5 protein-coding genes are annotated in these 6,593 nt (G+C 68.6%); 2 read left to right on the top strand and 3 right to left on the bottom strand.

Features of this window, described 5'->3' with window-relative positions; genetic code table 11:
* The first annotated feature begins 162 nt into the window (after window positions 1-162).
* Together AB0E88_RS02165 and AB0E88_RS02160 are read left to right on the top strand one after the other, a co-directional pair.
* Window positions 163-663, top strand: a complete 501-nt coding sequence (locus AB0E88_RS02165) for a hypothetical protein (RefSeq protein WP_361622275.1) — start codon at window positions 163-165, stop codon at window positions 661-663.
* A gap of 583 nt (window positions 664-1,246) precedes the next feature.
* Window positions 1,247-2,887: an APC family permease gene (locus AB0E88_RS02160; protein WP_361622272.1), complete on the top strand. Its 1,641-nt coding sequence runs from the start codon at window positions 1,247-1,249 to the stop codon at window positions 2,885-2,887.
* A gap of 166 nt (window positions 2,888-3,053) precedes the next feature.
* Here AB0E88_RS02160 and AB0E88_RS02155 read toward each other — a convergent pair whose 3' ends face one another.
* The 3 genes from AB0E88_RS02155 to AB0E88_RS02145 form a co-directional block, all read right to left on the bottom strand.
* A complete protein-coding gene (locus AB0E88_RS02155) occupies window positions 3,054-4,172 on the bottom strand; it encodes an NADH:flavin oxidoreductase (protein ID WP_361622269.1) in 1,119 nt (372 codons plus the stop codon).
* A gap of 148 nt (window positions 4,173-4,320) precedes the next feature.
* Window positions 4,321-5,904, bottom strand: a complete 1,584-nt coding sequence (locus AB0E88_RS02150; RefSeq protein WP_361622266.1) for an MDR family MFS transporter — start codon at window positions 5,902-5,904, stop codon at window positions 4,321-4,323.
* A 30-nt stretch (window positions 5,905-5,934) separates the two neighbouring features.
* Window positions 5,935-6,534 (bottom strand): NAD(P)H-dependent oxidoreductase, encoded by a 600-nt coding sequence (locus tag AB0E88_RS02145; RefSeq protein WP_361622263.1) that lies wholly within the window; start codon window positions 6,532-6,534, stop codon window positions 5,935-5,937.
* Window positions 6,535-6,593 lie beyond the last annotated feature (59 nt).

Genomic DNA, 6,593 nt, shown 5'->3' with positions numbered 1-6,593 from the left:
CCCCGAATACATCTCGTACAACCGGATCCGGCACGAGAAGATTCACCGGCGTCAGTGGCGCCACTACGGACTGGGATTCATCATCCGTTACGCGCGAGCGGGATCGAACCCCTGCCGCAACCGCTACGAGCGGCAGGCCAACCTGAGGTGGGGTGGGTACTCGTGCTGAGAGCGAAAGGCGTCCTGCTCGCCTTTCTCGTGACACCGCTCCTGGCCTTGGGGTCCGGCTGCGGCCTGATGCCGTCCGATCCCGCCGACCCGCCGGCGTTCGGTGCTCGCATCAGCGGAGGGACAATCACCGTAAAAGCGCCTCTCTGCCCCGCGGACCGCTTCGAACGGATCGACGTATCCGACGCTGACGACGTCGGCAGCGAGACACCGAAGACGCTGTGGTGGGCCTCCGGCCCACAGACACGTCAGGCCAAGGCAGGGCTCTTGCACCTCTGGTCCGGGCAGGGCTTCGCCCACCACGCACCGGCACCGGCGAGCACACCCGACAACCTGAATGTCGGCTACACCGACTCGTCAGGCGACGGCAGGGACGATGTCCTGCCGCTCCAGGAAATCGCCAAGGCGAAACTGGGGCCCGGTGACTACTGGACCCACGACGGCCCGAAGACTGCGGCCGAGATAGACGCGCAACTCTCCTGCGCCGACCGCTGATCCAGTGTGGTCGACAGGCTCGACCGAGCTTGTCGACCACACATGCACGACGCGTCGGGCTGCCCGTTGAAGGCGGCCCACGGTCGTCCAGCGGGGGGCGTCGTCGAGTGGATGCCGTAGTCCCCCGAAGCGCGGGTTCGTCGGCCGCCTCCTCAGGCTCCGGGAACGCCCGGAGGCTGAGCGCCCGCATCGCGGCGGTCCGCCGCTCCACCGCCTCCACGATCAACGGGCCGACACGGCTCGGGGTACGACGACCTGGTGCGCGGCAAACGCCTGCCGCGCACGCGCGGGTCCGGGTGCGGGACACGGGACGCGGGTCCGGAGAGGGTCATGGATCGTTGCCCGGCGATCGAATTTCCCCGTCTGCGCCGGGCGAATCTCCGTCTACTTACAATTTTCCGCTGAATGTTGACATTCACATACGCGTCTGACCTGTGACAAGGCCGTGACTGAACGTGCACTCAAGACACCTGATGCCTCGGGTCAAGATTTGGCTAACAGTCTTTGCTCACTCGGAAAGTCTCTCTAGCCTGTGGCCTTCTTGCTCGCTCCTGCGTATACGAAATCTGAGAGGCCACTTGACATGGCGAATGTCGACCTGGCTGCACCGGTAGCCACAAGCGACACCGGTGGTGGTCTGCGCCGCGACGTCGGACTCATCGGTCTGATGTGGGCGTCGGTTGGCTCCATCATCGGCTCCGGCTGGCTGTTCGGCGCCGAGAAGGCCGTTGTGGCTGCGGGCCCCGCCGCGATCATCTCGTGGGTGATCGGCGCGGTGGCCATCGTGCTGCTCGCCCTGGTGCACGCCGAACTCGGCGGCATGTTCCCCGTGGCGGGCGGCACCGCGCGCTACCCGCACTACGCCTTCGGCGGCCTGGCCGGCATGTCCTTCGGCTGGTTCTCCTGGCTGCAGGCCGCGACGGTGGCTCCGATCGAGGTCGAGGCCATGATCGGCTATGCCAAGCACTGGCACTTCGCCGACGGGCTGCAGAACGCCAACGGCACGCTGACGGCCAGCGGCATCGTCGTCGCGGTGCTCCTGATGGCCGTGTTCGTCGCGGTCAACTTCCTCGGTGTCCGCGTCCTGGCACACACCAACAGCGCCGCCACCTGGTGGAAGATCGCGGTCCCGCTCGCGGCGATCTTCATCATCGCGATCGGCAACTTCCACCCGGCCAACTTCACCTCCGAGGGCTTCGCGCCGTTCGGCGCCAAGGGCGTCCTCACCGCGATCAGCTCCAGCGGCATCATCTTCGCGCTGCTCGGCTTCGAGCAGGCGATCCAGCTGGCCGGCGAGAGCCGCAACCCGAAGCGTGACCTGCCGCGCGCGACCCTCGGTTCGGTCGCCATCGGCGCCGTGATCTACGTCCTGCTCCAGGTCGTGTTCATCGCCGCCCTGCCGCACGCCTCCTTCGCCAAGGGCTGGGCGAACCTGGCCTACGCCGGCATCAGCGGTCCCTGGGCGGGTCTCGCCTCGGTGGTCGGCCTGGGCTGGCTGGCCTGGGTGCTGTACGCCGACGCCATCATCTCCCCCGGCGGCACCGGCCTGATCTACACCACCGCCACCTCCCGCATCTCCTACGGCCTCGCCAAGAACGGCTACGCGCCGAAGGTGTTCGCCAAGACGGACAAGCGCGGTGTGCCGTGGTTCGGTCTCGCGGTCTCGTTCGTGACCGGTGTGATCTGCTTCCTGCCGTTCCCGAGCTGGCAGACGCTGGTCAGCTTCATCACCTCGGCGAGCGTGCTGATGTACGCGGGCGCCCCGCTGGCCTACGGCGTCTTCAAGGACCGTCTGCCGCACCACGAGCGTCCGTACAAGCTGCCGGCCGGCCAGATCATCGCGCCGCTGTCGTTCGTGGTCGCCAATCTGATCATCTTCTGGTCCGGCTGGGACACGCTGTGGCGTCTTGGTTTCGCGATCCTCATCGGCTACGTGCTGCTCGGCTCGTACGCCTGGTACGCGGTCCGCAAGAACCTGCCCAACGCGCCGCGGCTGGACTTCAAGGCCGCGCAGTGGCTGCTGCCCTACCTGGCGGGCATCGGCGTGATCTCCTACCTGAGCACCTTCGGCGGCAACGGTGAACTGCCGCTGTGGTGGGACATGCTGGTCGTCACGGTGTTCTCGCTCGGCATCTACTACTGGGCCAAGGCGACCGCGTCCGAGCCCGAGGCGATCGAGCGCAGCATCGAGGAGGTCGTGGTCACCGACGCCCCGGCCCACTGAGCCACTCCCCCACCAGGTGTCCCGTCAGCCGAGCCGTGGCTGACGGGACACCGTCACGCAAGCTGGGGCCTGGCTCGACCGCACCGGCTCCGGGCCAACCGGCTCACACCCAAACGCCGCGCCGAACGACCAGCCCGAGACCGCCCCTGCAACGTAGGACACGTACTCAGGCGAGGGTGCCGACGAGGCCCGCGTGGAAGGGGTTGAGCTCCTCGACTCGGCCGCTGAGTACCTTGGTCAGCCAGTCGGGATCACCGAGGAGAGCCCGGCCGACCGCCACGAGGTCGAACTCGTCGCGTTCCAGACGGGCGAGCAGGCCGTCGATGTCGGTGACGCCTGCCTGTTCGCCCTGGAACACCTGGAGGAACTCGTTGCTGAGGCCCACCGCTCCCACGGTGATGGACGGTTTGCCGGAGAGCTTCTTCGCCCAGCCCGCGAGGTTGAGGTCGGAGCCGTCGAACTCTGGCAGGTGGAACCGGCGGGTGGAGCAGTGGAAGGCGTCGGTGCCCGCCTCGGTGAGCAGGCTGAGAATGGCCTCCAGTTCCTGCGGCGTCTCGGCGATCTTCGCTTGGAAGGCGTTCATCTTCCACTGGGAGAGCCGGAAGAGGATCGGGAAGCCCTCGGACACGGACTCCCGGCAGGCCTCCACGATCTCTGCGGCGAAGCGGGTGCGGGAGGCGACATCGCCGCCGTACTCGTCGCTGCGCTTGTTGGTGTGGGCCCAGAGGAACTGGTCGATGAGGTAGCCGTGCCCGCCGTGGATCTCGATGCCGTCGAAGCCGAGCGCTTCGGCTGCCGCTGCGGCTGTGGCGTAGGCCTCGATCACGCCGTCGATGTCCGCCTGCGTCATGGCCTCCCCCGCCACGGAACCGTCCAGTGCGATGCCGGAGGGGCCGATCCGGGGGGCGTCGGGCACCGGTGGGGCTCCGGCGGCGCGTTCCATGCCCACGTGCCACAGCTGCGGCACGATTCGGCCGCCTGCGGCGTGCACCGCGTCCGCCACCGCTGACCAGCCGGCGAGCGGGCCGTCGCCGTAGAAGCGTGGGACCCGGGCGCTGCTCCCCGCCGAGTCGTGGCCGACGTACGTGCCCTCGGTGATGATCAGGCCGACGCCGCCGGCCGCCCGCCGGGCGTAGTACCGCGCCACATCCGGGCCGGGGACACCGTCGGGGGAGAACTCGCGCGTCATCGGCGCCATGACGACGCGGTTGGGAAGAGTGAGGCTTCCCAGGGAGAAGGGGCGGACCAGTAAGTCCTTGGCACGTGCGGCCGTGTTGCTGGGCATCAGTCATTCGCCTTCGATAGAGGGCCGATCGCACGGCGTGGGGGCATGGGAACCATGCGGTCGGTCCCTGGTTGGGGTGATGTGGCCCGGGCGGTCGAGGTCTGATCTCGGCCGCGGCAGGGGATCGGATCGGACTGGAGGACGGGGCTCAATCCGTGGTGGGCGTCTTGAGGGGGGCCTGTGCCGCGTCGGCGCCCGGTCGGTCCGCGGTTCCGGGGGCTTTCACGTCGGCAGCCGGCGCCACCCTTGTGAACCACGCCGTGGCGAACGCGATCGCGGACAGGACTGCGGCGCCGACCACGACACCGTGCAGACCGCTGCTGACGGCCTCTTCGACGGCGTCGCGTGCCCCGGCGGACATGTCCTTCAACAGGGCCGGGGTGAGCTCGCCCCCGGTCGTCAGTCTGCCCGCGGCTTCGGAGCCGAGCCGCTCGGCCAGCACGTCGCCCATGCGGCTGCCCTGCACGGCCCCGAGGACGGCGACCCCCAGGGAGCCGCCGAGGGTGCGCACGAGGGTGCCCGTTCCCGTGGCGGCGCCCATGTCACGCGGAGCGGCGCTGTTCATGGTGGTGAGCAGGGTGCACTGCATCAGGATGCCGACGCCGACCCCGATGACCGGAGTGAGCGCGCAGGCCACGGCCACAGGGGTGTCCGTACCGAGCAGGAGCAGCAGCAGGGCGCCGCCGGTCATGACGGCAGCGCCGGTGAGCGGCAGGACGCGTTCCAGGCCGCCGCGGTCCATCATCCGCCCGGTGGTCAGCTGGGCCGTCAGCGAGCCGAGCATCAGGGGCAGGATGAGCATGCCACTCACCGTGGACGAGACACCCTGCACGAACTGCAGGTACTGCGGAAGGTAGTTGACCACGGAGACCAGGACGGCACCGACCAGGAAGCTGAGGACCTGGGCGAGGGTGAACTCGCGGCTGCGGAACAGGCTCGGCGGTGTGATCGGTTCCGCCGCGCGCAGCTCGACCCGGGCGTACCACGCCAGGCTCACTGCGGCCAGGGCGCCGAGCCCGGCGATCCGGGGGGAGGACCAGGCGTAGGTGGTGCCCGCCCAACTGGCCAGCAGGCTGAGAGCGAGGATGCTGCTGGTGAGCAGCACCGCACCGAGGTAGTCGACCCGTGTCCTGACGCGTTCGCTGTGCAGCCGTACGCCTTTGGAGACTGCCATCAGCGCGGTGACGCCGACCGGAACGTTCACGTAGAACGTCCAGCGCCAGCCCATGCAGTCGGTGAGGAACCCGCCGAGCAGTGGTCCGCCGACGAAGGCGACGGGCAGCATCATGCCGACCATCGACTGGATGCGGCCCCGCTCCTGCGGAGGCACCAGCACCCCGATGACGGAGAGCGCCCCGACCATCAACCCGCCGGCACCGAGCCCCTGGAAGGCCCGGAAGGCGATCAGCCGGCTCATGTCCTGTGCCAGGCCGCACAGCATCGACCCGATCAGGAAGACGACCACCGCGGACATGAATGCGCCCTTGCGGCCGTGCAGGTCACCGAGTTTGCCCCAGAGCGGGGTGGATGCGGCTGTCGTGAGAAGGTACGACGTCACCGACCATGAGAAGGTGCCGAGGCCTCCGAGGTCACCCACGATCGTGGGAAGTGCGGTACTGACGATCTGTCCGTCGAGGGCGGCCAGGAAGATGCCGAGCGTCAGTCCGAAGACACCGAGGCGGGGAAGGCCGGGTCGGGCGGCTGCGGAGGCGCCGGCTGTGCGGTCGTTCATGGGTTCCCCCCGTCCATGTGACGCGCGGTGTCAGGCACCGTACGGGCGAAGGCGCTTGGCCTCACGCAGGGCGTGCCCCCACCAGCTGAGCTGGTCGAGCATGGCCTTGACGGCGACATCGCTCCCTGGGTCCGACGGCTTGCCGTCCGCGCCGAAGACCTGGCCGTAGTTGTGGAAGCTGACCGTGTTGCGGATGGTCACCGCGTGGAGCTCCGCCAGTACGACGCGGAGCTGTTCGACGGCGCGCAGTCCCCCGGCGAGACCGCCGTAGGACACGAAGCCGACCGGCTTGGCGTGCCACTGCTCGTTGTGCCAGTCGATGGCGTTCTTCAACGACGCGGGGAAGCTGTGGTTGTACTCGGGCGTGACGATGACGAAGGCGTCCGCCGCTGCCAGCCTCGGCGACACAGCGCCGAGCAGCCGCACGACTTCTTCCGTGGGCGCCTGGCCGAAAGCCGGGAACACCGTCGGCAGGGGCGTCTCGACGAGGTCGACGAGGTCCGCCGTCATGTTCTCGTGCTGCTGGATGCGGTCCTTCAGCCAGTTGGCCACGACGGGGCCGAATCGTCCGTCCCGGGTGCTGCCGACGATGACCGCGGTTCGTAGAGGACTGTCGTTCTGGTCGCCCATGGGAGACCCCTCCGTTGTGTACGCCGTATCTGTTGCGTACAACGTACACAGCGGTGTGT

This window comes from Streptomyces sp. NPDC028635 (assembly GCF_040637635.1).
Classification (GTDB): domain Bacteria; phylum Actinomycetota; class Actinomycetes; order Streptomycetales; family Streptomycetaceae; genus Streptomyces.
The sequence above is the reverse complement of the archived record's forward strand: the minus strand, read 5'-3'. Positions and strand labels throughout refer to the sequence as shown.